The sequence below is a fragment of the Rhizobium metallidurans genome (assembly GCF_014196505.1).
In the GTDB taxonomy this organism is placed as follows: Bacteria; Pseudomonadota; Alphaproteobacteria; order Rhizobiales; family Rhizobiaceae; genus Rhizobium; species Rhizobium metallidurans.
In genome coordinates, this window is record NZ_JACIDW010000010.1 from 100,394 (window position 1) to 121,342 (window position 20,949).

Here is a 20,949-nt window from a genome sequence, read left to right on the forward strand (position 1 = left end):
CTGCCCCGCGTCCGGTTCAGTCCGCCGACGCGGCGGCGGCGAAGAACGCTTCCGGGCTTTCCACTTCCACCAGTCGCTTGCCGTCGATCAGCCAGAAGCGGTTGCCGACATTGCGGATGAAGTCGCGGTCGTGCGAGACCAGCAGGCAGCTTGCCTGCCGCGCCATCAGCTCGCTCTCCAGCGCTTCCTGGCCCTCGATGTCGAGATGGTTGGTCGGTTCGTCCAGCAGGTAGAAGTTCGGGTTGGTCAGCCGCAGCGCCAGCATCCCCAATCGTGCCTTCTGCCCGCCCGAGAGCCGGCCGATCGGCTTGCCCTGCATCTCGATCGTCATGCCGGCGCCGGCAAGCAGCGCCCGCGCCCTCGCGTCGCCGACATCGAAGCGCCTCAGCATCATCCGCATCGGCGTCTCCTCGTCGATCAGCTCGTTCAGCGCCTGGTCGCCATAGCCGAGCACCAGCGACGGTGTCGCCTTGATGCCCTCGACCGCCCCGTCTGCCTCCATGATCGCGCGGCGCAGCATCGTCACCATCCGGCTCTTGCCCATGCCGTTGGCGCCGAGGAGGACGATGCGGTCCCCCTGGCAGATGAACTGCCTGCCGGTCCTGAAGAGTGGCGTGCCGTCGGGCGTCGTCACGATCGCATCGTCGAGCGTCACCAGCACCTTGGCGTGGGTGTCGCGATTGGCGAGCCGGATCGCGCCGGAGGAGCGTTCCAGGTGCGCGGGCTTGGCCGCATCCTCCAGCTTCTCCGCCCGCTGCTTCAGCTGCTTGGTCTTGACGACGAGCAGGTCGCTGCCGGAGTTGATGCCGATATTGTTGAGCTTGGCGGCCTGTTGGCGCAGCTTCTCCGCCGTCTTCATGTCGCGCTGGTAGCGCCGCGCGTCGGCCGCGTCGCTGTCGTCGAGCGCTGCCCGCGCCTCGGAGTACGGCAGCGAATAGAGCGCCGATTGCTCGGGTCTCAAAAACAGCGTCCGGTTCGTCGTGGCATCGAGAAAGGCGCGGTCATGGCTGGAGATGATGACGGGCATGTCGCGCGGCAGCGCGTCGAGCCACGCTTCCAGCCGGGCGATCTTCCAGAGGTCGAGATGGTTGGTCGGCTCGTCGAGCAGAAGCACGTCCGGCTCGGTGACCGAGACCCGCGCCAGCATCGCCAGCCGCTGCCAGCCGCCGCTGAGCTGGCCGACCGGCCGCTCGCGCATCTCTTCCGGCATGTCGAGACCGGCCAGCACCATATCGACCCGCCAGCTCTCGTTGAGCTGCAGGTCCTCCGGCAGCGCCTTCAGCACCGCCTCGTGCAGCGGCAGCGAAAGCAGGGCAGGCGGCACGTCCTGCTCGACATGGCCGATGGTGAGCCCGCGCGAGCGGGTTATGTCGCCCTCGCTCGGCTCGATTGTGCCTGCAAGGCAGCGCAGCAGTGTGGACTTGCCGCGCCCGTTCGCGGCGACAAGCCCGATGCGGTCGCCCGCGCCGATGGCAAGCGTGAGGTTGGAAAACAGCGGCTTGCCGAGAGTGATGCCGAGATTGCGGATATGGATTGTCGTCATGATCTTGCTCTGGTCTTGCGAGCAGGCACAGGCGCGTCGCGGGCATCAGCCTTCATCGCGCGCGTATGCTCAAGCTCGGGGATCTAGAAACATGCAGGCGAGCAAAATGCTCACACTTGCAGTGCCACGAGGGGCGGACCAGGAAGAGGTGTCGAGAAACGGTCTCTGGTCAGCCCTGCAAACGCATTTGCAGGGCGTTGACGGGGCCACGCTGGCGATTGAATCGGAAATGTATCGTCACGCGCAACCCTCCTTTCTCAAGTATCACAGCGATAGCATCGCGGCGGCGAAAACTCAACCGTGATGCTCGTGCACCGTGATCAGGAAGATCGCGTCGGCCTCGATCGCCTTCAGGATCGCGCCGCCGTCGCTGCGGTAGATTTGTAGCTCGCAGAGCATCCCGTTGGCCGAAAACAGGATGATATCGACAAGCGGCCCATAGGGATCGGCGACCTCCTTGTCGTCGAAATAGCCCGACGCGACGGGGTGCGCCGGCAGTTCGGTGGCCGCTTCAAGCCTGTCGCGCGGGCGAAGTCGCAGCGAGCCGAATGCGTCGATCTCGGCGGCGCGGTAATGGTCGCAGTCCCAGGCTGGCGGCAACTCGCCGCGCGCGGCGTGTCGCGCCAGTCGCTGGATGATCTGCTTTTCCGCGGTGTTCAACTCTCTCCAAATCAACGTCACGCGGTCGCTTCCGAAAAGAGTTGAGGGGTTACGGTCACCGTTTCAGGCTGCCGAGGATGCCGCGCACCAGCGCCCGCCCGACCTGGGTCGCCACGGTGCGTGCCACGCTCTTCATCGCCGCCTCCACCACCGTCTCGCGCTGGTAGCCGCCGGAGCGGGGGCGCGCTTGCGCCTGCTTCTCGTCCTTGTCGTCGTCGCCGAAGCCGGGCAGCGTCCAGCGGCCGGATGCGCTTCCTTCCGTCGGCTGTGTCGGCTGCGCCTGCTTGGCGGCATCGGAATCCGACGCCTTCTGCGCCCGCGCCGCCAGGATCTCGAAGGCGGATTCGCGGTCGATATCCTCGTCGTAGAGGCCGAGCACCGGGCTCTTGTCCATCACCTGCTGGCGCTCCTGATCCGTCAGCGGCCCGACACGGCCGGATGGCGGCCGGATCAGCGTACGCTCGACGATCGATGGCGCGCCCTTGGCCTCCAGCGTCGAAACCAGCGCCTCGCCGGTCCCGAGCGTGGTGATCACGGTGGCGCAGTCGAAGGCGGGGTTGGGACGGAACGTATCGGCCGCCGTCTTCACCGCTTTCTGCTCGCGCGGCGAATAGGCGCGCAGGGCGTGCTGCACCCGGTTGCCGAGCTGCGCCAGCACCGTTTCCGGCACGTCGAGCGGGTTCTGGGTGACGAAATAGACACCGACGCCCTTGGAGCGGATCAGGCGCACCACCTGCTCGACACGCTCGGTCAGCACCTTCGGCGCGTCGTTGAAGAGCAGATGCGCCTCGTCGAAGAAGAACACCAGCTTCGGCTTTTCCGGATCGCCCACTTCGGGCAGCTCCTCGAAGAGTTCCGACAGCAGCCAGAGCAGGAAGGTGGCGTAGAGACGCGGGTTCATCATCAGCTTGTCGGCGGCCAGCACCGATATCTGGCCGTAGCCGCGATCGTTGGTGCGCATGATGTCGGTGATCTTCAGCGCCGGCTCGCCGAAGAACTGCTCGGCGCCCTGCTGCTCGAGCACCAGCAGCGCGCGCTGGATCGAGCCGACCGAGGCCTTGGAGATCAGCCCGTACTGGCTGGAAAGCTCGGTGGCGTTCTCGCCCATGTAGTTGAGAAGGGCGGAGAAATCCTTGAGGTCGAGCAGCGGCAGGCCGCCCTTGTCGGCGATCTTGAAGGCGATGTTGATCACGCCTTCCTGCGGCTCCGACGCATCCATCAGCCGCGCCAACAGCAGCGGCCCCATCTCGGCGATGGTGGTGCGCACCCGGTGGCCCTTTTCGCCGAACAGATCCCAGAAGATGACGGGGAACTGGTCCGCTTCGTAATCGGCGAAGCCGATCTGCTCGGCGCGCTTGGTCATCCAGTCCTGCGGCTGGCCCTTCATGGCAATGCCGGAGAGGTCGCCCTTGATATCGGCGCAGAAGACCGGAACGCCGGCTCTCGCGAAGCCTTCGGCCAGCACCTGCAGCGTCACCGTCTTGCCGGTGCCGGTGGCGCCGGTCACCAGCCCGTGGCGGTTGCCGTATTTGAGCTCCAGATATTCGGGGGTGTTGATGCTGTCATCAGGGTTGCGGCTGGTACCGATGTAGATCTTGCCATCCTCGAGCATGCGAAATGTCTCCCTGCCGGCGACCAAAGCCGATTGCGTCGAAATGCGGTGCGTATAATCCGCATGTTCATTGTAATATGCTTTGACTGTTATAAGCAGGGACCGCAATGCCGACAACTGTCTGCATTAAAAGGAAAACTGGATAAGCGATCATCGCGTCGCGGACGCCTTGAGTTGCCACACAAAGTCGATTAACGTTGACGTTAACGTCAATAAAACCAGGAGGATGACGATGAATGAAATCGTGGATCAGATCGCCGCGCGGGTCGGCATTCCGTCGGAAGTGGCCGAAAAGTCGCTCGGCATGATGCTTGGCTTTCTCCAGCGCGAAGCGGCCGACGGCCCGGTCGCCAAGATGATCGAAGCCATTCCCGGCGCATCCGATCTGGTGGCCCAGTATAACGGCGCCGGAGAAAGCGGCGGCGGCGGCCTTCTCGGCAGCCTCATGGGCGCGCTCGGCGGCGGCGGCATCATGGCGCTCGGCCAGCAGCTGATGTCGGAAGGTCTCGGCATGGGCGAGATCACCGCGCTCGCCAAGGAAACCATCGCGATCGCCGAACAATATGCCGGCAAGGAAGTCGTCGACGAGGTCGTGGCCTCGGTGCCGGGTCTCAGCCAGTTCGTTTGATCGGCTTGGCTTGACGAGTAACGACAACGGGCGGAATTTCCGCCCGTTTTGCGTTAGACCAAGGGCGCTGCGATGGCGGATGAGGCGGCCCCAAGCGCCGACATTCGTGGCCCGGTGACATCACGCCCGAACCCGAACCCACAACTCCTACTGCGTCGCCCCGATCAGCTGCATCCACACGCCCGCCTGATCGCGCGCCGTCTGTCGGTCGGCCTCGTCGAGCGCGTTGCCGCCGCAGAACGTTTCCACCGACGCACGGTCGGCATCGGCGGTCGTTGCGTGTTTGGAACCCACGATCACATGCCGCCACGCGCAGCCGAGAACCCGGTCTTCGACGATCGCCTTGTCGCATCCGGTGCTGAAACACTGCGCCACCGCCTTCTGGCTGTCATAGGCGCCGCCCACCGCGCTCGCATAGGTCGCCACCCAGGCGGCCCGGGTGTTGCGGCAGGCAGCGGGCGTGGCGCTGAGGCTGCACGATGTCGTGGCGAGATAATCCCTGGCTGGCGGGAAGTTGGCGAATGCGGCCAGATTGACGCATCCGCAAGCCAGAAGTGCCGCGGCAAACCACTGCAATATCGCCTCCTTCGTTGCGCGACAACACGGCCGGAGAGATGCATCGCACGATGAATCACCTCGGGCCAAATCAGCTGTGAATGTATGTGTTATCGCCGCTCGCCGAAAGTGGGTTTCGGCCCGGAAAATCGATCCTGGCGCAATCGGGCCGGATGGGGGTCAGTGCTTGCTTTTCGTCTCGCGTGCAAGCTTCAGGATGACGTCGTCAGCCGCGTCGGCGAGAGCCATGGCGATTTCGGCGGCTTTCCACCCTCTCTTTTCCCCGTCACGGATCAGTTCGAAGAGCATTGGCTCGAATTCGGACCGGCAGGTCTCCATTCGCTGGTCTGAATTGGATCGATTCTTGGAAGACTGAATATCCGTCATCATCAATACCCCAGATTAGAGGGTAGATTTAGCAAGGCCGCTGAAGAGCGCAAGTAAATATGTTAATCGCTCATTAACAATTCGCTTTTTTTGCCTGAAATGAGCAAAAAAACAACTAGGAAGGCGAGAAGGGCCCGTCGGGGTGTGACGGGCCCCCGCCTTCTTTGTCGCACTGGAAAAGCAACGCCGTAAGCAGTAAAAGCTTGGATGCGGGCAAGTAACCGGTCAACTTCTACCTTTTTTGTACTTGGCACCGCCTTTCAGCGGCGAAGCGAGCGTTTACCCGTAAGTTATTATGGGTTTATTTCCGCAGTGCGATGAAGGCGCTCCATGAACAAGGATATACTAACATAAGAGTGTATTTTTATTGCCGTGCGCTTTTTTGGTTGTGGAGAATGACGCCCAGCTCGTGCCATTGCCGGCCATCCCGCGCGATCAGCTCGTCGGCGCAGGTCGGTCCCATGCTTCCGGGCAGGTAGGGTTCCGGCTGCTCGTCGCTCTTGCCCCACAGATCGAGGAAGGGCTGCACGGCGGCCCAGCCAGCCTCGATGCCGTCGGCGCGCTGGAACAGCGTCTGGTCGCCGATGAAGAGATCGTAGAGCAGGGACTCGTAGCCGGTCATCTTACCGATATCGAATTTGTCGGCATAGCGGAAGTCGAGCGACACGGGCACGGTATCGACGGAAAGCCCCGGCGACTTGATCGACAGCTCGACGCTTAAGCCTTCATCCGGCTGCACCTGGATGACCAGCCGGTTCGGCGGCAGGCTGCGCTTGATGTCGGTCTCGCGAAACTGCGCGAAGGGCACCTGCCGGAAGGTGACGACGATCTCCGTGTCGCGCGCCTTCATCGCCTTGCCGGTTCGGAGATAAAAGGGCACGCCCGCCCAGCGCCATGTATCGACATAGAGCTTCAGCGCCACGAACGTCTCCGTCCTTGTGTCGGGCGACACGTCCTTGGTCTCGCGGAAGGCGGTGACCGGATTGCCGTTGAGCGGCCCGCCCGTATAGACGCCGCGCACCCCATGCTCGGCTGCCTCGTCGGGCGTGTAGATCCTGAGCGCGCTGAGCGCCTTGCTCTTCTCGCTGCGGATTGCCTCGGCCCCGAACCCGTTCGGCGCCTCCATGGCGATCATCGCCAGCAGCTGGAACAGATGGTTCGGCACCATGTCGCGCAGCGCGCCCGTCGCGTCGTAGAACTTTCCCCGGCTGCCGACATCGACGGTCTCGGCGGCGGTGATCTGTACGTGGTCGATATAATTGTTGTTCCACAGCGCCTCGATCATCATGTTGGCGAAGCGCGTGGTCAGGATGTTCTGCACCGTCTCCTTGCCGAGAAAATGATCGAGCCGGTAGACTTGGCTTTCCGCGACCTTGGAGAGGATGCGCTCATTGAGCGCCTTGGCCGAGGCAAGATCCGTCCCGAACGGCTTTTCGATGGCGATCCGGCGAAACGCGCCGCCGGTCTCCTTCGTCAGCCCGTGTTCGGAAAGCTTCTCCACGATCGTCCCGAAGAATTGCGGCGGCACGGCGAGATAGAAGGCGGCGTTTCCACTCGGCGCCTTCTCGAGCCGCGCCTTGATGTCGAGATAGATCTCGTCCCTGGTGAAATCGCCCGACGTATAGGCGATCCGCTGGCGAAGGCTTTTCCAGCCGTCGCTTTCGGCATGCGCCCCGCCATCGTCGAGCGTCTTCAGGAAATCGTCGAGCCGCGTCACCAGCATCTGATCGTCGCCCGGCTCGATGCCGACGCCAAGAATGCGGAGATCCTCGCCGGTGAGCCCGCTCTGCGTCAGGTTGATGATCGCGGGAACAAGCAGCCGCCGCGTCAGGTCTCCGGTGGCACCGAAGATGACAAGCGTGACTGGCGGGCTGGGAGCTGCGTCCATGATGATCTCCTTGATGTGGGAGGGGGAAGATAGAGCGGGTGGATGGGGTGCCAAGCGGCGGGGCTACGCTGGCGGATCGACGGGCGGCCATTGTCGCGCCGTGTGGAGAAGTGTGAGTATCCAGATTGTTCCGTCGTCGATTTCGTAGACGAGACGATAGTGCGGGTGCGGAATTACTTCGCGGGTGCCCGCCACGGTTCCCTGACGCCCAAGATAGGGAACGCTTGAAAGCCTGCGCGCCGCCTTGCTGAAAAGATTATCGATGCGGAACGCGGCGGATGGGTTATCGGCGGCAATGAATTGGACAATGGATAGACGATCGAGCTCGGCTTGCGGGCTCCAGGCAACCTTCACAGGCCACCATTCTCGATTTTCTTGCGGAGGGCTGCGAATGTCGCCTCGACGGCTTCGTTCGACCGTCCTTTTCCTGCGGCGATCGATTGCCGGGCAACTGCCACCTTGGATTCCAGAAAGCTGGCATATTCCGGCGAGACATGCTGTTGCTCTACGTAATCGCGTACCAGATCAGAGACGATTTCGCCCGCAGCCCGGTTCTCTGCCTTGGCGGCAGCGAGAAATTCGGCATGCAGCTCAGGATCGAGCGTGATTTCGACGACAGCATTCTTGGCCATGGCCAACCTCCATCTCTGCGCCAAAGATATAGCTGAGACGGCGCCCCCACAAGATGAAAGACGCCATCTCCCAACTCTACCCCTTCACCGCCACCACGAATATCCGCGGAAACCGCAGCAACACCCGCCCGTCGGACATCTCAGGATAGGCCTTCTCCACCCGCGCCAGATAATCCGCCAGAAACGCCTCGCGGTGCGCCTCGCCGGCATGGTCGAGATAGGGGCGAAGGCCGGTGCCCTTGACCCATTCGACAATCGCCGCCGCGTCCGCCATCGGGTGGTTGTAGGCGGTGTGCCAGATATCGACGCGCCTGGCCTTGCCGATCAGCCGGGAGTAATAGCTGGAGGGTGCGGGCAGGGGGGCGCGGCGCACGCTCCTGGCCTCGAAGGCGGCCTTCCAGGGGCCGGCATGGGCGGTCTCTTCCATCAGGAGATGCGTCGGCTCCGTGAGGTTGTCGGGCATCTGCACGGCAAGCGCGCCACCGGGCGTCAGCCCATCCATCAACCGTTCGAAGATATCGAGATGATTGGGCAGCCACTGGAAGACGGCGTTGGCGAAGAGAAGATCGACCGGCTGCTTCGGCTGCCAGGTCGAAAGATCGGCCTCGACGAAATCGGTGCCGGGCAGCCGCTTGCGCGCCGCCTGCAGCATGTCGCGGTCGCTGTCGAGGCCGCTGACGCCGGCGGCGCCGTAGCGATCGATGATCAGCTCCGTCGAGTTCCCCGGGCCGCAGCCGAGATCGACGGCGCGTTCGATGCGCTCCATCGGCACCTGCGCCAGAAGATCACGCGCCGGGCGTGTCCGCTCGTCCTCGAATTTCACATACTGGCTTGCCGACCATGCCATGTTGGTTCTCGCTCCTGTTTCAATCCGCGTCTTCGATACGCTTGATCCTGATCTTGTCGATGTTGCGGCCATCGAGCGATACCACCTCGAATGTCAGTTCCTCGAAGCGGATCGTCTCGCCCGTTTGCGGCAGATGCCCGAGCCGCCACAGGATGAAGCCCGCCAGTGTCGAGAAGCGGTCGGTCTCGTCGACCAGATCGACGTCGACAAGCTTGGAGGCATGGCGGATGTCGATCCAGCCGTCGACCGTCAGCGAGCCGTCCTCGCCGCGCTCGATCGAAAGCTTCTCCTCGTCCTCGTCGGGGAACTCGCCGGCGATGGCCTCGAGCAGGTCGGTGGGCGTCACCATGCCCTCGAGAGCGCCGTACTCGTCGAGCACGATGGCGACCGCTTCGCTGGAATGGCGCAGCTGTTCCATCAGCTTCAGCGCGCTGATGCTCTCATGCACCACGAAGGGCTCGCGGATCGAGCGCTCGACATTGATCGAGCCGTCGACGATCAGGTCGCGCAGGAGGTCGCGGGCGCTGGCGACGCCGATGAAATTGTCGAGGCTCCCCCGCGCCACCGGAAAGCGAGAATGGCCGACGTCGACGATGCGTCGCTGCAACTCGTCCTGCGGCGCGTCGAGGTCGAGCCAGTCGATATCGATGCGCGGCGTCATGATCGACTTGGCGGAGCGATCGGCCAGTGTCAGCACGCCGTGGATCATGTCCTTCTCCTCGTTGGAGAACACTTCCTCCTCCGCTGCCTGTTCGGCGATATGGTCGGCGGTCGGGCCGAGCGTCACCTGCGGCCGCTTGCCGCCCAAAAGGCCGAGCACGGCGTCGGCGGTGCGCTCGCGGATGTTGGTGGGCGTGATCAGCCGCTCGCGATTGTGCCGCGCCAGCTGGTTCAGCGATTCGATGATGACCGAGAAGCCGATCGCGGCGTAGAGATAGCCCTTGGGCAGATACACGCCGAAGCCTTCGATGATCAGCGAGAAGCCGATCATCATCAGGAAGCCGAGGCACAGGATCACGACCGTCGGGTGCTTGTTGACGAAGCTCGTCAGCGGCTTCGACAAGAGCAGCATGACGCCGATGGCGATGATGACGGCGATCATCATGACCGGCAGGTGCTGCACCATGCCGACGGCGGTGATCACGCTGTCGAGCGAGAAGATCGCGTCGAGCACGACGATCTGCACGATCACCTGCCAGAAGACCGCATGCACCACCTTCTTCTCGGAGGTCTCGACATGGCCCTCGAGCCGCTCGTGCAGCTCCATCGTGCCCTTGAAGAGCAGGAACAATCCGCCGATGAGCAGGATGATGTCACGGCCGGAGAAACTGAACTCCATAACCGAGAAGAGCGGCGTCGTCAGCGTCACGATCCAGGCGATCGAGGCGAGCAGCGCCAGGCGGATGATGAGGGCGAGCGCCAGGCCGATCAGGCGGGCGCGATCACGCTGGTGCGGCGGCAGCTTGTCGGCGAGAATGGCGATGAAGACGAGGTTGTCGATGCCGAGTACGATCTCGAGCACGATAAGGGTTGCGAGACCCACCCAGGCGGAGGGGTCGGACATCCAGTCGAAAAACATCAATGCTGTAACGCGGCCACGTCGACGGGACCGCTCCTTCTGCGATGAAAATAGGAAAGGCGGACGGCGGCGGCGACAGACCGTCGGCGATCGATTTCCGCGATGGACAAGAAAAGAGCCGCCCTGAACGCGGCTATGTCAGGCTTGGCGCCGACGCTGTAAACGGTGCACCGTCTACAACCATCCCCATCGTCGTTCGCGGATATGTCGCGGGAAGACGGGGCGGAACTGGTACTGGAAGGGTCGCTGTCGGGCATTCTTCAGTTTTGAAGGGTAACGCGCCGAAGTGCAAGAGGGCGATGCCGGAAATCCGTCGCATGGCTGCGATACCGACCGGCATGGGCGGCCCGCAAGAAGTGGCCGCCCGGAAGTCCGGACGGCTCTGAGCGGCGATCAGGCCGCCAGGATGCGCGTGCTGTCGCTGTTGGCGACAACAGTCAGCAAATCGCGGGTGCGTGCTTCCGCGGCTTCGAAGAAGTCCGACATGTCGCTGTCGATGGTCGCCGAAAACCGGGCGACGTCAGGGCCGCGATTGGAGTAGCCGTGCGCCTGGTCGGCGTCGATGCGGACGATATCGCCGGCCGTGGCTTCGAACTCTTCCAGTCCCTGGTCCGTCATCCGACGGATGATCAGACAGCCTTCGATGATGCGCAGGATCTCGGGGCTGGCGTGGCGATGCAGCGGCGTGCGGCCGCCGGCGGGTACGGTTACGTCGAAGACGTTCAGCCATGTTCCCTCGAGCCGCGTATGCCGCTCGAGCTGGCCTTCCGGCACGAAGCCGGCCTGTGCGCCATCGGGCGCATGGGTGTTCACAAATGAGGTGGACATGATGTCTCGCTTTTCTTTTTCTTAGCGGCGAGCGCGATAGACCTTTAGCCGGAGAATGGCAACCCGCTAAAATGCAAGGCTCCGATGCACGGATCGGAACCCACGCAATCACCGGCTTTTCGGCGGCGTGATCACCGCATCGTGTTTGGCCGTTATTTGTTGGCCAGGATGCGCTTGGCGACTTCGTCGAGCGCCGGCGCGTTATCCTTGATGATCGACGCGGCGATTGCTTGGAGCTGCTTTATGTTGTCTTTCCCGGCGTCGTCCAGAGCATCGTTCTGTGCGTTCGTCAGTTGTTGATCGAGCCGGAAATAGCTGAGCGTCGCCGCGTTTTCTCTGGTGACGACGGTGGAGAAGTTGAGCTTCGTTCCGGGCGGGTTGAGCAGTTTGTTGGCCTGGTAGGATGCTGTGCTTGCCTGTCCCTGCATGAGGATCGAGATCAGGGGGGTGTGGTTCGACACCTGCATCCAGCCGACGATACCCCATTCCTTGGCCTCCTGATAGGGAACGCTTCGGTTCTGCTGGCCGGTGCCGAGCGACAGGAAGACGAGCTCATCGTCCTGCCACGCCTGCTTGCGCGCCTCGACATAAGCGGCAAGAATGGGATCGTTGGCGAAGACACCGCCATCAATGAGGGCGACGTGCTGCTGCTGGCGATCTGTCTCACCGATCCGTTCGATCAGCGCCGGCGGAAAATAGGTGGGCGCGGCCGAGGTCGCGCGAGCCGCTTCCCAGAAGCGGAACTTGCTGTTTTCGGCGTCGGCATTCGACATGAAGAGAGCGGCCCGGCTCTCGATGTCGTAGGCCGTGATCACCACTTTCGACAGACCCTGGTCGAGCGTGGCTTTGCCGAGCTTCTCTTGCAGCTTGTTTTCGAGCACGTCGGGCTTATAGCGCGGATCGTTTATCCCGAACGGATTGAACACCGCGGCCCCGGTTGGCTTCTTGAAGATCTCGGCGCCGTCGTCGACGTAAAGCTTGAGAAGATCGGCCGGCGTGCACGCCGCCTTCTTCTTGTCATCCGGATGCGGGCAGGTCAGCCCCGCCGCGATGATGCCGCCGGTCGATGTGCCGACGATCATGTCGAATGCCTTGTGAAGCGGCAGGCCGTCCAGCCGCGCGGCGAGGTTCACCAGGATGGCCGCCGGGATGATCCCGCGAATGCCGCCGCCGTCGATCGAAAGAATAAAACGCTTTGCCATGCTCCCCTCCATGCCGGTTCATCCGGTTGAGGGGAGTATGGTGTTTAAACCAAGGATTGCAACAAACTGAAAAGCACGCGTTGGTTGATGCCGGTTGTGCGCGCCTAGAAGCTGGTGATCACGCTGATCCCTGTTGTCTCCGCCCTGTCGAGCGTCATCAGCGCCGGGATCGCCTCGGCAAGCCCGATCCTGCGCGAAATCAGTTTCTGCGGCGCGATCTTGCCGGCGGCCAGCATCGACAGCATCGCGTCGTAGCGCCAGGCCTGCATGCCGTGGCTGCCGTAGATCTCCAGCTCATGGCCGATCACCTGCGCCATCGGGATCGCGGGTGTCGAATGCTCGCCCAGCATCAGCCCCACCTGCACATGGCGCCCCCGGCGGCGCAGGTTCCTGATCGAATTGAAGCAGGTGACGGGATGGCCGAGCGCGTCGATCGAGACATGCGCGCCACCCTTGGTGATCTCGCGGACCGCCTCGGGCACATCGGCAACCGTTGTCGCGTTGATCGTCGCCACCGCTCCGCATTCCCGGGCAAACGCCAGCTTGTCGTCGGACACGTCGATGCCGATCGCATTCGCTCCCAGCGCGGTGGCGATCATGATCGCCGAAAGCCCGACGCCGCCGCAGCCATGCACGGCGATCCATTCGCCGGGTCCCGTGCGGGCCTGGTCGGCCACGGCGCGAAACGAGGTCGCGAAGCGGCAGCCGAGGCTGGCGGCCGTCGCGTCGTCGACGCTGTCGGGCAGGTGCACGAGATTGGTGTCGGCATAATCGATCGCGACATATTCGGCGAAAGAGCCCCAATGGGTGAAGCCCGGCTGGAACTGGTCCGGGCAGACCTGTTGGTTGCCGGAATGGCACTCGCCGCAGCGGCCGCAGCCGGAAACGAAGGGCACCGTCACCCGGTCGCCCACCTTGTAGCGCAGCACGCCCTTGCCTGTCGCCACCACCTTGCCGGCAAGCTCGTGGCCCGGCACGTGCGGCAGCTTGATGTCGGGATCATGCCCCATCCAGCCATGCCAGTCGCTGCGGCAAAGCCCGGTTGCGCCGACGGCGATCACCACGCCGTCTTCGGTGGGCGTCGGATCGGGCAGGGTGGCGATCTCGGGAGCCTTTTCGAAGGCGTCGTAGAACATGGCTTTCATCGGTCTCGCTCCTGCTGGTCGCGCCCCGGTCCCGGGCGTCGTCTTTGCCATATAATGGCACGCGGTCGCGATCGCCTCCAACCGTTCCACCCATGATTTTCGCTGATGTATCGATCGCTTGCACTGCATCGGTCGCGCATGAATATTGCCGTTGGGCCCGCGGCCACATGTCGTTTCTTGCTTAGCCCTTTGCGTGGCATATTTCGGCTTGACCCGGCCCGCGCGCGGGCTTTTCTCTCCCTGCATCGTCTTCAAGGAGAAACGCATGGCCGTCGATACATCGCCCCGTTCGAGCACCTGGACCTATGTCGAGGGAGAGTGGCTGACCGGCAACCCGCCGCTGATCGGGCCGACCTCGCATGCCATGTGGCTGGCCTCCACAGTCTTCGACGGCGCCCGCTGGTTCGATGGCATCGCGCCGGATCTCGACCTGCATTGCCAGCGCATCAACCGCTCTGCCGTCAACATGGGCCTGAAGCCGACGAAGACATCGGAAGAGATCGAGGCGCTCGCCTGGGAAGGCATCGGCAAGTTCGACGGCAAGACGCCGATCTACATCAAGCCGATGTACTGGGGCGAGCATGGTTCGCCCTTCAGCGTCGTCGCCGTCGATGGCGACAGCACGCGCTTCGCGCTCTGCCTGTTCGAAGCCCCGCTCGGCAACGGCAAGACGAACTCACTCACCGTTTCGCCCTTCCGCCGCCCGTCGCCGGAGACCGCGATGACGGACGCCAAGGCCGGTTCGCTTTATCCCAACAGCGGCCGCGCCATCGCCGAAGCGAAAGGCCGAGGCTTCGACAACGCCCTGATGCGCGACATGAACGGCAACGTCGCCGAAACGGCATCCTCCAACGTGTTTCTCGTCAAGGACGGCATCGTCAAGACGCCTGTCGCCAACCGCACCTTCCTCGCCGGCATCACCCGCGCCCGCGTCATCGGCCTTCTGCGCCAGGCCGGATTCGAGGTTCGCGAGGAGACGCTCTCGGTCGACGATTTCATGGCGGCCGACGAGATCTTCACCTCCGGCAACTATTCCAAGGTCGTCGGTGTCAACCGCCTCGACGGCCGCGAACTGCAGGAAGGCCCGGTGACCCGCAAGGCGCTGGAACTCTACATGAACTGGGCCTTCGGTCGCAGCACGGGCGACAGCTGAGTTTGGATCGAGGCGGAGAATGCGGAGCGCCGCGGCGTCACCGATTCTCCTCTCGCCCAGGAGAGAGGGTACCCGTGGTTCCCCGCGTTCAACGCTCCGCCGCGTCCGCCCTCGGCCGCACCATCCACGAATAAGCCGCCCCGGCGATGAGCAGCACGCAGGTGCCCAGAAACACCGCCCGCATGCCGACATGCCCGCCGATGAAGCCGCCGAGGATCGGGCCGGCGACCTGGCCGACATATTGCGACGACACCGACCATCCGAGAATGCTGCCGGCCGCGCTGTCGGGAACGCTGTGGCGGATGACGGCGGAGATGCAGGGAAGCAGCCCGCCGAGCGCCACGCCCATCAGGAAGCGGAGCACGATCAGCTGCCACGACGAGGTGACGAAGGCCTGCGGGATCAGGAGCAGGCCGGCGATGCCGAGCGCGCCAGCTATCACGGGCCAGTGGCCGATCCTGTCCGCCAGCTTGCCCAGCCGCGAGGCCGAAAGGATGCTGCCGAGGGCAGCCGCCGACATGACGATGCCGGCGACGATGGTCACCCGCGCCGGGTCCTCGACCAGCTGCGCGACATAGACGGTGATGATCGGCTCGATCGACATGTTGGCGAGCATCAGCAGCATGCCGGTGAAGAGCATGGCGATGACGGGTCCCTTGTCTGGTATCGAAGCCCAGCCGCCGCTGTCTTTGGCGGCCTGCTTGCGGGCAGGGGACTTCTCCTCCTTGATGAGGAAGAGGGTGGCGAGAAAGGCGAGGAAGATCATCGCGCCGGCCGCGAGAAACGTGCCGCGAATGCCGATCAGCGCCGGCAGCACGCCGCCGATCAGCGGCCCGACCAGATTGCCCGCCATGATCCCGGATGCGAGCGTGCCCAGCGCCCAGGCCGAGCGGTCCTTCGGCGTCTGCGTCGCCACCAGCACCATCGAGCCGGACGAATAGCCGCCCGCCAGTCCGACGAAGAGCCTCAGCGCCACCAGCTGCCAGACGTTTCCGGCCATGCCCATCAGCGAGATCGCCACCGTCATCCCGAGGCTGGCGCGCACGAGCATCAGCTTGCGCCCGTAGATATCGCCGAGCCGCCCCCAGAGCGGCGCCACGAAGGCAGCGGCGAAGAAGGTGGCGCCATAGGCGATCCCCGACCACTGCACGATCGCCGCGGGGTCGCTGACGCCGAGTTCCTCGACATAGAGCGGCAGGAAGGGGAGAAGTAGCGTCATCGCCACGATCGTCGTGAACGAGCCGACAAGCGAAACGGCCAGATTGCGCTTCCAGTAGATCGAACCTGGCGCGGCCGCGCCGGCATCCTCGGTCTTGTCGCTCATGTCATGGCCTCTTCATCATCGAACCTCCCCATAGGAACGAAAGGCGGCGCTGAAGTCGATCAAGACCGCTCAGGCCCGGGCAAAAGCCGGGGCGGGGAGGTGAGGAGGGACAGGAGGGCGTTCCGTTTCCGGTGGCGAAACATTGATATAGTCCCGCCGTCGATGGGCCATCAAGGACGGATAGGGGGCCATTCGGTTCGCTCGACGTCGGATTCCGCCTCGCGGAGCTGGCCTTTTGCCGGACGGGCGGCAGTTTCCACAAGAGGAGGCTAAACACCATGACCGATGAAAACGACGCCCGGCGGGCCGGAACGGTCCGCGCCCTCTACGCCGCCTATATCGACGGCCGCAAGGATATCGTCGCCGCCATGCTGACGGAGGATTTCACCTTCTCCAGCCCGCGCGACGACCATATCGACCGCGACGCCTATTTCGACAGGTGCTGGCCGACACCGCCGCCCTTCGAACGCATGGAGATCGAGTATCTTGGCCTTGCCGATGACGAGGCGGTGGTGCGCTATCGCGCGATCAGGCATGATGGCGGAGCGTTCCGCAACATCGAGACGCTCCGCTTCAGGGGCGACAGGCTTGCCGCCGTCGAGGTCTATTTCGGCCGCGAGGCCTGAGGCTTCAGGCGCCCGACTAGGCCGCCACGCGCCGCGCCTGTCCGCGCGACACCAGGAAGGCCTGCGCCAGGCTGCCCGCCGCGAACAGCACCACCCAGATCAGGAGCGCCGTTTGCACCGGCGGCGAATCCGGGCCGTTGCCGATCGGGTTGGAGGGTGGCAGCCGCGACAGGGTTTCGTTGATCCCGGGCACCCAGAGCAGGAAATAGGTGAAGGAGAAGCCGAGGTTCCTGAGATACGGGATCAGCCGTCCGAGAAAGCCGAGCTTCGGCAGCACGAGACAGATCGCGGAAACGACGAGCACGATGATGGCAAGCGCATGGCCGGGGTTGAAGCCGCCGGTGGACGAGAGCCCGAAGGCGCTGATGGCGGAAAGCGCCAGCGTCGCCAGATAGACCTTGCCGACCGATGTTTCCGGGCGGATGGAGCGATACTTGGCAAAGCTGTAGAGCCCGGCGATGGCCGGGACGATGCTGATGGCGGTGTGGATCTCGCCGAGAAGCGAAAGCGGATTGGCCATGTCTGTTTCCTTTTGTGAACCGACTAGTCGGTCGGTTTTTGGGGCAAAAAATGCGCATGCACGTCTGATGAAAAAGGCGGTCTAACCGGTCAGCCTCAGGAGTGCGGGTCGGGTGATGCTTGTGTAGAGTTCCGCGTCGCCGCCGGCGACCCGTGCGGCCAGCATGGCGCCGTGCACGGTGGCGACGAGAATGCGGGCGTCGAGCTGGGCGTCCTCGGCGCTCGCCAACTCGCCTTTCCTCAGCCCCTCGTCGATGAAGCCGGCGAGCCTCGCGGTCAACTCGTCGAAATGCGCCTTCACCTGCGCGGCGACCTCCGGTGGCAGGCTCGGCAGCTCGGCGGCCAGAAGGGCCGCGATGCAGAAGGGTGCGCTATTGTCTCGGATACATTGTTCCCAGAAGCCGACATAGCCGGCAAGCCGCCGGTCGGCGCACGGCTCATGCGCCGCCATCGCCCCCATCCCGTCCTCCGTCGCTTGCCGGTAACGGGCGATCACCGCGACAACGAGGTCGGCCTTGCCGGGAAAGTGATGATGGATCGTCGCCTTGCCGACGCCGACCACCGCGGAGATATCCGCATAGCTGAAGGCGTTGTAGCCGCGGCTGACGATCAGCGACTGCGCGCTGTCGAGAATGCGTGTGTATGTATCCGATGCCATGAGCGGATATCTACCGACTAGTTGGTCGGTCGTCAACGGGGTGCACGGAAACGTGAGCGTCGCGACGGGCGGGGTGTCGCGGACCGTGGCGGTTCTCACCTGTCGTTTGACCATGGCGCCTGGGCACGGCTCCCACGGCTGCGATTCCGACGTCGGCTCCATACCAATAAGGTCCATCGACGAAAAATCGGCGGCTCGCCCGCCAAATAGCGGCGGCCGGCCGAAGCCGTGAACATCGGCTTTGTCCGAAAGCGGCCCGGCACCTCATGCACCGGGCCGCCGCGATCATGTCATTCCGCGGGTGGAATGCGCACGATCTCGCCATTGTCCGAACCACCGCCCGTCCTTGCCTGCAGCAGCGACGCTTCGGAAATGTCGATCAGCGGCGAATAGGTGGCGGCCGGCATCCGCATCTCGTCCGCTCTGTCGTCTCTCGTCTCGAGGGTGAACGCGCCGCCGCGTTCGCCGCGCGCGGCTTCCAGCTGGCCGTTCATGATGGCGCGTTCGGCGCGCAGCTGCCGGATTTCCGACTTGGCGATCTCCAGGCTGGTGCGCAGCTGGCTGATTTCGTGACGGTCTGAATCCAGCCGCGTATCCATGTCGCGGCGCAGTGCATCGGCATCCCGGTCGCGGCGGATCCGCAGGCTGTCGCTCTCCCGGAGCTTCATCGTCAGCTCGTTGTTCTCGGTGGCGAGTTCGCGCCGCGCCGTCTCGCTCTCGGTGCCCGTGGCGCGGGCCCGCTGCAGCTCCTCGTCCAGCCGCTCGGCCCGCGAAAGGGCGGTCACCAGCTCCGATTTGACGCGCTTGGTCTCGTTGCGCGCCGCCTGCAGCTCCTCGTCGGTCATCCGGTTGCGGCCATTCGCCGTTACCAGCAGCTTTTCCATCAGCTCGGCCTTGGACCCGATGGCGTCATGGCGCGTGGTCAGATGCGCGATCTCCAGCGCCGAGGAGGATTGCAGCGTCTCGAACTCGACCTCGAGCCGCTTGTGGCGTTCCTCGATCAGCAGCAGCTCCTGCTTCATTCCCGCCGACGCGGTCTGCAGGTTGCGCACCAGCGCCTCCTGTTCCGTCAGGCCGCGCTTCAGGTGGCCGCGCTCCTCGGTCAGCCGCGCCATCTCGCGGCTGTGGATGCCGTTGTCGCGCCGCGAGGTCTCGATCAGAAGCTCATGCGCGGTCGTCTCGCTGTCGAGGCGCGCCTTGGTCGCCGCCAGCTCGCGGCCGCGCTGATCCACATCCTGCTGCGCCCGCTTCAGCAGGGTCGATGCCTCGTCGAACTGGATCGTCCTGTCGGTCAGTTCGCGTTCGGCATCGAGCAGCCGTGTCTCGACGATGGTGAATTCCTCGAGCGCGATCTCGTGCAGCCCCTGCAGCGTGGTCAGTTCCTCGCGCAGCGCCGCACTTTCGGTGCGCAGTTGTCCGTTGTCGGTACGAAACGTCTTGTTCTCGCTGGCGAGCCGTACGTTTTCCTGGTCGGCCTTCTCGCGGGCGCTGCTTTCATAGTCGAGCAGCGAGGCGATGCGCGCGCATTCGGCGCGAAGCGAGCCGGTCTCGTTCAGCGATTGGCTATGCGTGCCGATCAGCGTCGCCACGCGGTCCTGCAGCGCCGTCAGGCTGGACAGCAGGTCGTCGGAACTGCGCTGGTTTTCCTCGATCGCCGAGCCGAAGGCCGACAGATCCTGTATGTCGGGCATCGCATAGCCGGGCCGCTCCACCGTGCCCGGTCTGCTGTCGGCGATCGACGCCTGTTGCTGCCCCGAAGCCGGCACCACCCTGCCGTCTTCCCCGCGACGAAAAAAGTTCATGACCATATCTCGTGTCCCCAAACACCACACCACGGGCGCATCCGAAATATGCCTCTCGACTAATCAAGCGATCTCTATCGAAGATTGCGAATAACTCATAAAAAAGATGCCCTGGGTTGCATCGTGAAAGGGCTATATGTTTTTGTCAAAAGACGGATGATGACAATCAACAGTCTTCTTGCGGCCGGCAATTGTTTGCCCGGGATCATGTGGGATTTGCGCAACAGGCGGCAGGGTATCATTCGTCGGACCGATACCGTCCGCCCGGTCATTGCTCAGACCGGCAACGGCGATCAATCCTCGTAAAGCTTCGATTTCTTCGCCCAGTCGCGCCATGGGTACAGCTCGAAATGCGGCATGTCCCAGCCGTCTCGGATGTCGCCGTTCATGTCCCAGTCGCCACCCCAGCGCAGCTTCAGCGGCTTGCCGTCCAGCCCTTTCAGCTTGAGCTTCTTGGGCATCGCCAGGATCACCTCGGAAAGCCGGATGAAGGCGTCCTTGTTGTTCCAGTCATAAGGGGCGGGAAACAAGTCGAAGGCGATCGCCGGAACGTAATTGTGGGCTGAATCGCCGAAATGCACCTTCGAGAAGCCGCCGTTGAAGGCTCGCTCCTGCGCATCGCGCCCGCGGGTTGAATCGAGCACCTTGAAATCGATCTCGAGGATCGCCGCCTGGGCGATGGCTTGCAGATGCGGATGGCATTTCGAAAGGGCGGCAAGCGATGCGCTGCTGAAATGAAACATGACATCCTCCCATGCCGCGCCAAGATCGGCCGGCCCGGGAAGGCTATCGAAAGAATGGTTGTGCGTACACAAATCACCTGCAACCAATGATTGCAATCGGCGGGGCCGCGCGGGCTGAATACGACGGCGTGCGCCCTCACTCGTCCGGCAATATCCCCATCCGCTCGGTCTCGAGCTCCGTGCCGAGTTCGACCGCCTTGGTCTTCTTGTCGTAGATGCAGAAATAGCTGACGAAGCCGTTGGCGCCTTTCGGCTTGCCCGTCACCAGCGCCATGCCGAAATTCTCGCTGCCGAAGGGATCGACCACGGCATGCGGCAGTTCGACCTGCGCGCGCGCCGCCATCTCGCATTTTCCCTGCACCTCGGCTGCGAAATCCTTCCAGGCATCGCCCGAGGAGGCAGAGGCGGTGCCGGCCGCGACGGTGATGGCCGCGCCGCCGATCAGGTGGAGCACGGGGTTCCCTGTCATGCCCAGCCTTATGCCAAGCCTCATGCCAAGCCCTCGCATGCTTTTCAGTCCTCGCGGCGAAGCGCTAGAGGCGCTGTCTCGAAGCAGTGTCACAAGCACCGTCATCATGATCGATTTGCCCCTTGCGTGCCAAGCCCTTAGCGCGGGCA

23 protein-coding genes are annotated in these 20,949 nt (G+C 63.7%); 4 read left to right on the forward strand and 19 right to left on the reverse strand.

Going from position 1 to position 20,949, the window contains the following annotated elements; translation table 11 throughout:
• Nucleotides 1-16: 16 nt before the first annotated feature.
• Complete coding sequence (locus tag GGQ67_RS15735; RefSeq protein ID WP_183901083.1) at nucleotides 17-1,543, reverse strand: ABC-F family ATP-binding cassette domain-containing protein; 1,527 nt, start codon at nucleotides 1,541-1,543, stop codon at nucleotides 17-19.
• Nucleotides 1,544-1,649: 106 nt separating this feature from the next.
• On the opposite strand from GGQ67_RS15735, the gene GGQ67_RS15740 reads away from it, so the two are divergent.
• Nucleotides 1,650-1,847: a hypothetical protein gene (locus GGQ67_RS15740; protein ID WP_210279663.1), complete on the forward strand. Its 198-nt coding sequence runs from the start codon at nucleotides 1,650-1,652 to the stop codon at nucleotides 1,845-1,847.
• Here GGQ67_RS15740 and GGQ67_RS15745 read toward each other — a convergent pair.
• Together GGQ67_RS15745 and GGQ67_RS15750 are read right to left on the reverse strand one after the other, a co-directional pair.
• The gene (locus GGQ67_RS15745; protein WP_183901084.1) at nucleotides 1,838-2,224 is read right to left on the reverse strand and encodes a DUF6984 family protein; all 387 of its coding nucleotides are present in this window, start codon (nucleotides 2,222-2,224) and stop codon (nucleotides 1,838-1,840) included. The two genes, GGQ67_RS15740 and GGQ67_RS15745, sit on opposite strands and share 10 nt — an antisense overlap.
• 34 nt (nucleotides 2,225-2,258) lie before the next feature.
• Nucleotides 2,259-3,815 (reverse strand): helicase HerA-like C-terminal domain-containing protein, encoded by a 1,557-nt coding sequence (locus GGQ67_RS15750; RefSeq protein ID WP_183901085.1) that lies wholly within the window; start codon nucleotides 3,813-3,815, stop codon nucleotides 2,259-2,261.
• A gap of 232 nt (nucleotides 3,816-4,047) precedes the next feature.
• Here GGQ67_RS15750 and GGQ67_RS15755 point away from each other — a divergent pair, with 232 nt between their 5' ends.
• The gene (locus GGQ67_RS15755) at nucleotides 4,048-4,443 is read left to right on the forward strand and encodes a hypothetical protein (protein ID WP_183901086.1); all 396 of its coding nucleotides are present in this window, start codon (nucleotides 4,048-4,050) and stop codon (nucleotides 4,441-4,443) included.
• Between the two features lie 147 nt (nucleotides 4,444-4,590).
• Here GGQ67_RS15755 and GGQ67_RS15760 read toward each other — a convergent pair whose 3' ends face one another.
• The 10 genes from GGQ67_RS15760 to GGQ67_RS15800 all read right to left on the reverse strand — a co-directional run bounded on the left by GGQ67_RS15760 (nucleotide 4,591) and on the right by GGQ67_RS15800 (nucleotide 13,506).
• A complete protein-coding gene (locus GGQ67_RS15760) occupies nucleotides 4,591-5,019 on the reverse strand; it encodes a hypothetical protein (RefSeq protein WP_183901087.1) in 429 nt (142 codons plus the stop codon).
• Between the two features lie 159 nt (nucleotides 5,020-5,178).
• Complete coding sequence (locus GGQ67_RS25520) at nucleotides 5,179-5,307, reverse strand: hypothetical protein (RefSeq protein ID WP_018896989.1); 129 nt, start codon at nucleotides 5,305-5,307, stop codon at nucleotides 5,179-5,181.
• Between the two features lie 442 nt (nucleotides 5,308-5,749).
• On the reverse strand, nucleotides 5,750-7,273 hold the full coding sequence (gene zwf, locus GGQ67_RS15765; protein WP_183901088.1) for a glucose-6-phosphate dehydrogenase: 1,524 nt from the start codon (nucleotides 7,271-7,273) through the stop codon (nucleotides 5,750-5,752).
• A gap of 63 nt (nucleotides 7,274-7,336) precedes the next feature.
• Nucleotides 7,337-7,627: a type II toxin-antitoxin system mRNA interferase toxin, RelE/StbE family gene (locus tag GGQ67_RS15770; RefSeq protein WP_183901089.1), complete on the reverse strand. Its 291-nt coding sequence runs from the start codon at nucleotides 7,625-7,627 to the stop codon at nucleotides 7,337-7,339.
• On the reverse strand, nucleotides 7,624-7,905 hold the full coding sequence (locus tag GGQ67_RS15775; RefSeq protein WP_183901090.1) for an antitoxin of toxin-antitoxin stability system: 282 nt from the start codon (nucleotides 7,903-7,905) through the stop codon (nucleotides 7,624-7,626). Before GGQ67_RS15775 ends, GGQ67_RS15770 begins: the two co-directional genes overlap by 4 nt.
• A gap of 76 nt (nucleotides 7,906-7,981) precedes the next feature.
• Nucleotides 7,982-8,752, reverse strand: coding sequence for a trans-aconitate 2-methyltransferase (gene tam / locus GGQ67_RS15780; protein WP_183901091.1), 771 nt, complete (start codon nucleotides 8,750-8,752; stop codon nucleotides 7,982-7,984).
• Nucleotides 8,753-8,771: 19 nt separating this feature from the next.
• Complete coding sequence (locus GGQ67_RS15785; RefSeq protein WP_183901092.1) at nucleotides 8,772-10,331, reverse strand: TerC family protein; 1,560 nt, start codon at nucleotides 10,329-10,331, stop codon at nucleotides 8,772-8,774.
• A 393-nt stretch (nucleotides 10,332-10,724) separates the two neighbouring features.
• Nucleotides 10,725-11,159 (reverse strand): cupin domain-containing protein, encoded by a 435-nt coding sequence (locus tag GGQ67_RS15790; RefSeq protein WP_183901093.1) that lies wholly within the window; start codon nucleotides 11,157-11,159, stop codon nucleotides 10,725-10,727.
• Nucleotides 11,160-11,311: 152 nt separating this feature from the next.
• Nucleotides 11,312-12,361: a patatin-like phospholipase family protein gene (locus GGQ67_RS15795; protein WP_183901094.1), complete on the reverse strand. Its 1,050-nt coding sequence runs from the start codon at nucleotides 12,359-12,361 to the stop codon at nucleotides 11,312-11,314.
• Between the two features lie 104 nt (nucleotides 12,362-12,465).
• Nucleotides 12,466-13,506 carry a zinc-dependent alcohol dehydrogenase family protein gene (locus GGQ67_RS15800; protein WP_183901095.1) on the reverse strand — a complete coding sequence of 347 codons (1,041 nt, stop codon included), beginning with the start codon at nucleotides 13,504-13,506 and terminating at the stop codon, nucleotides 12,466-12,468.
• A gap of 265 nt (nucleotides 13,507-13,771) precedes the next feature.
• On the opposite strand from GGQ67_RS15800, the gene GGQ67_RS15805 reads away from it, so the two are divergent.
• Complete coding sequence (locus GGQ67_RS15805; protein ID WP_183901096.1) at nucleotides 13,772-14,659, forward strand: branched-chain amino acid aminotransferase; 888 nt, start codon at nucleotides 13,772-13,774, stop codon at nucleotides 14,657-14,659.
• An 88-nt stretch (nucleotides 14,660-14,747) separates the two neighbouring features.
• On the opposite strand, the gene GGQ67_RS15810 is transcribed toward GGQ67_RS15805, so the two are convergent.
• Entirely contained in the window at nucleotides 14,748-15,983 is a 1,236-nt protein-coding gene (locus GGQ67_RS15810; RefSeq protein WP_183901097.1) for an MFS transporter, read from the reverse strand.
• A gap of 278 nt (nucleotides 15,984-16,261) precedes the next feature.
• Here GGQ67_RS15810 and GGQ67_RS15815 point away from each other — a divergent pair, with 278 nt between their 5' ends.
• A complete protein-coding gene (locus GGQ67_RS15815) occupies nucleotides 16,262-16,609 on the forward strand; it encodes a nuclear transport factor 2 family protein (protein ID WP_183901098.1) in 348 nt (115 codons plus the stop codon).
• Nucleotides 16,610-16,625: 16 nt separating this feature from the next.
• Here the strand turns inward: GGQ67_RS15815 and GGQ67_RS15820 are convergent, their stop codons facing one another.
• The 5 genes from GGQ67_RS15820 to GGQ67_RS15840 all read right to left on the reverse strand — a co-directional run bounded on the left by GGQ67_RS15820 (nucleotide 16,626) and on the right by GGQ67_RS15840 (nucleotide 20,800).
• On the reverse strand, nucleotides 16,626-17,129 hold the full coding sequence (locus GGQ67_RS15820) for a hypothetical protein (RefSeq protein WP_183901099.1): 504 nt from the start codon (nucleotides 17,127-17,129) through the stop codon (nucleotides 16,626-16,628).
• A gap of 81 nt (nucleotides 17,130-17,210) precedes the next feature.
• Nucleotides 17,211-17,786 carry a TetR/AcrR family transcriptional regulator gene (locus tag GGQ67_RS15825; protein ID WP_183901100.1) on the reverse strand — a complete coding sequence of 192 codons (576 nt, stop codon included), beginning with the start codon at nucleotides 17,784-17,786 and terminating at the stop codon, nucleotides 17,211-17,213.
• Between the two features lie 290 nt (nucleotides 17,787-18,076).
• Nucleotides 18,077-19,588 (reverse strand): hypothetical protein, encoded by a 1,512-nt coding sequence (locus GGQ67_RS15830; protein ID WP_343056521.1) that lies wholly within the window; start codon nucleotides 19,586-19,588, stop codon nucleotides 18,077-18,079.
• A gap of 293 nt (nucleotides 19,589-19,881) precedes the next feature.
• Nucleotides 19,882-20,331, reverse strand: a complete 450-nt coding sequence (locus GGQ67_RS15835; RefSeq protein ID WP_183901102.1) for a M15 family metallopeptidase domain-containing protein — start codon at nucleotides 20,329-20,331, stop codon at nucleotides 19,882-19,884.
• Between the two features lie 136 nt (nucleotides 20,332-20,467).
• Nucleotides 20,468-20,800: a hypothetical protein gene (locus tag GGQ67_RS15840; RefSeq protein WP_183901103.1), complete on the reverse strand. Its 333-nt coding sequence runs from the start codon at nucleotides 20,798-20,800 to the stop codon at nucleotides 20,468-20,470.
• Between the last annotated feature and the right edge of the window lie 149 nt (nucleotides 20,801-20,949).

Coding starts and splice junctions, on each gene's coding strand:
- GGQ67_RS15735 (WP_183901083.1), bottom strand. CDS start 1,543: ATGACGACAATCCATATCCGCAATCTCGGCATCACTCTCGGCAAGCCG.
- GGQ67_RS15740 (WP_210279663.1), top strand. CDS start 1,650: ATGCTCACACTTGCAGTGCCACGAGGGGCGGACCAGGAAGAGGTGTCG.
- GGQ67_RS15750 (WP_183901085.1), bottom strand. CDS start 3,815: ATGCTCGAGGATGGCAAGATCTACATCGGTACCAGCCGCAACCCTGAT.
- GGQ67_RS15755 (WP_183901086.1), top strand. CDS start 4,048: ATGAATGAAATCGTGGATCAGATCGCCGCGCGGGTCGGCATTCCGTCG.
- GGQ67_RS25520 (WP_018896989.1), bottom strand. CDS start 5,307: ATGCTCTTCGAACTGATCCGTGACGGGGAAAAGAGAGGGTGGAAAGCC.
- zwf (WP_183901088.1), bottom strand. CDS start 7,273: ATGGACGCAGCTCCCAGCCCGCCAGTCACGCTTGTCATCTTCGGTGCC.
- GGQ67_RS15775 (WP_183901090.1), bottom strand. CDS start 7,905: ATGGCCAAGAATGCTGTCGTCGAAATCACGCTCGATCCTGAGCTGCAT.
- tam (WP_183901091.1), bottom strand. CDS start 8,752: ATGGCATGGTCGGCAAGCCAGTATGTGAAATTCGAGGACGAGCGGACA.
- GGQ67_RS15785 (WP_183901092.1), bottom strand. CDS start 10,331: ATGTTTTTCGACTGGATGTCCGACCCCTCCGCCTGGGTGGGTCTCGCA.
- GGQ67_RS15790 (WP_183901093.1), bottom strand. CDS start 11,159: ATGTCCACCTCATTTGTGAACACCCATGCGCCCGATGGCGCACAGGCC.
- GGQ67_RS15795 (WP_183901094.1), bottom strand. CDS start 12,361: ATGGCAAAGCGTTTTATTCTTTCGATCGACGGCGGCGGCATTCGCGGG.
- GGQ67_RS15800 (WP_183901095.1), bottom strand. CDS start 13,506: ATGAAAGCCATGTTCTACGACGCCTTCGAAAAGGCTCCCGAGATCGCC.
- GGQ67_RS15805 (WP_183901096.1), top strand. CDS start 13,772: ATGGCCGTCGATACATCGCCCCGTTCGAGCACCTGGACCTATGTCGAG.
- GGQ67_RS15810 (WP_183901097.1), bottom strand. CDS start 15,983: ATGAGCGACAAGACCGAGGATGCCGGCGCGGCCGCGCCAGGTTCGATC.
- GGQ67_RS15815 (WP_183901098.1), top strand. CDS start 16,262: ATGACCGATGAAAACGACGCCCGGCGGGCCGGAACGGTCCGCGCCCTC.
- GGQ67_RS15820 (WP_183901099.1), bottom strand. CDS start 17,129: ATGGCCAATCCGCTTTCGCTTCTCGGCGAGATCCACACCGCCATCAGC.
- GGQ67_RS15825 (WP_183901100.1), bottom strand. CDS start 17,786: ATGGCATCGGATACATACACACGCATTCTCGACAGCGCGCAGTCGCTG.
- GGQ67_RS15830 (WP_343056521.1), bottom strand. CDS start 19,588: ATGAACTTTTTTCGTCGCGGGGAAGACGGCAGGGTGGTGCCGGCTTCG.
- GGQ67_RS15835 (WP_183901102.1), bottom strand. CDS start 20,331: ATGTTTCATTTCAGCAGCGCATCGCTTGCCGCCCTTTCGAAATGCCAT.
- GGQ67_RS15840 (WP_183901103.1), bottom strand. CDS start 20,800: ATGACAGGGAACCCCGTGCTCCACCTGATCGGCGGCGCGGCCATCACC.